At 64.0% G+C, this 1,519-nt stretch carries 1 protein-coding gene; it reads left to right on the top strand.

What is annotated here, in order from left to right:
• Positions 1-103 precede the first annotated feature (103 nt).
• On the top strand, positions 104-1,519 hold a 1,416-nt coding region (locus tag FTE24_RS23205; protein ID WP_337190019.1), incomplete at its 3' end, for a DEAD/DEAH box helicase.

The following is a 1,519-nucleotide window of genomic DNA, read 5'->3' as shown; positions in this document are numbered from 1 at the left end:
CGATCGAAAAAACGGGACTTTCCGCGCCTTCGGGCCATTGATTTCGGAAAAGGGGCGATCCGCTTGGACGGATGCCCTTTCTTTTGGAATTCGCTGCAAGCGAATGCCAGCATCGCGGAAGAAGTCCCCACACGGAGGAATATACAGAATGAAAACATTTAAAGATTTGGGGATCGCTCCCGAGGTGCTGGACCGTTTGCAGGCACAGGGCATTACCGTACCGACTGCGGTACAGCAAGCTTCGCTTCCGCTCGCTTTGGCCGGACGCGACCTGATGGTTCAGGCGCAGACGGGCACCGGCAAGACACTGGCCTTCATCCTGCCGATTCTGGACAAGATCGCGGCCGGACGCGAATGGAACGACGGCGGCCGCTCGGAAGGCATGGGCCTTCCGCCCGCGCTCGTCGTGGCACCGACGCGCGAACTGGCGCTGCAGATCACGGTCGAAGCCCGCAAGATGGCCGGACCGGAAATGCGCATCCTGTCCGTATACGGCGGCCAGGACGTCGAAGCGCAGCTGCATAAGCTCAAAAGCGGCTGCGATCTCGTTATCGGCACGCCGGGACGCCTGCTGGACCATATTCGCCGCGAGACGCTGAAGCTCGGCAAGGTCAAGACGCTCGTCCTCGACGAAGCGGACCAAATGCTGCATATGGGCTTCCTCAAAGAAGTTCAGGCGATCATCGAAGCGACGCCGCCGTCCCGCCAGACGATGCTGTTCTCGGCAACGCTGCCGGACACGGTGCGCCATCTGGCCGGCGCGTACACCAAAGACGCCGAGCAGATCAGCATTACGCCGACCGAGAAGATCCCGGCGCGCAATATTCGCCAGATCGCGCTCGAATGTACGGATCGCAACAAATACGATGCGCTCAAGTTCCTGATCAACCGCGACAATCCTTATCTGGCGGTCGTCTTCTGCCGGACGAAGCGCCGCGCTTCCAAGCTGAACGAAGACCTGCAGCTCGAAGGCTTCAACTCCGCCGAGCTGCACGGTGACTTGTCGCAGAACAAGCGCGAGCAGGTTATGCGCGCGTTCCGCGAAGCGCGTCTGCAAATTCTCGTCGCGACGGACGTCGCGGCACGCGGCCTCGACGTCGAAGGCGTCTCGCACGTCTTCAACTTCGATATTCCGCAGGATACGGACAGCTATATCCACCGGATCGGCCGGACCGGCCGCGCCGGCGATAAAGGCCTGGCGTATACGTTTGTCGCGCAGCGCGACCACGGCATCCTGGATCTGATCGAACAGGCGACCCGGCAGCGGCCGGAACGCGTCGCTTTCCAGAACGGCGGCGTTATTCGCGTCGCCGACGCTTCGCGCCGCACGGGCGGCGAAGGCCGTGAAGAACGCGAAGGCCGCGAAGGCTCCGTCAAGGGCGGCGCCCGGCGCGGCTCGGGCGGAGGCCGCAGCAACCAGGAAGGCGGCCGGGGTCGCCGGGGCAGCGACAGCGCCGGCGGACGCGGCGAAGCTTCGCGCGGCGGCACGCGCCGCGTAGCCGGCGGCGAAGACCGCGCC

Origin of the sequence: Saccharibacillus sp. WB 17, from assembly GCF_008634075.2 — a bacterium.
GTDB lineage: Bacteria > Bacillota > Bacilli > Paenibacillales > Paenibacillaceae > Saccharibacillus > Saccharibacillus brassicae.
The sequence above is the reverse complement of the archived record's forward strand: the minus strand, read 5'-3'. Positions and strand labels throughout refer to the sequence as shown.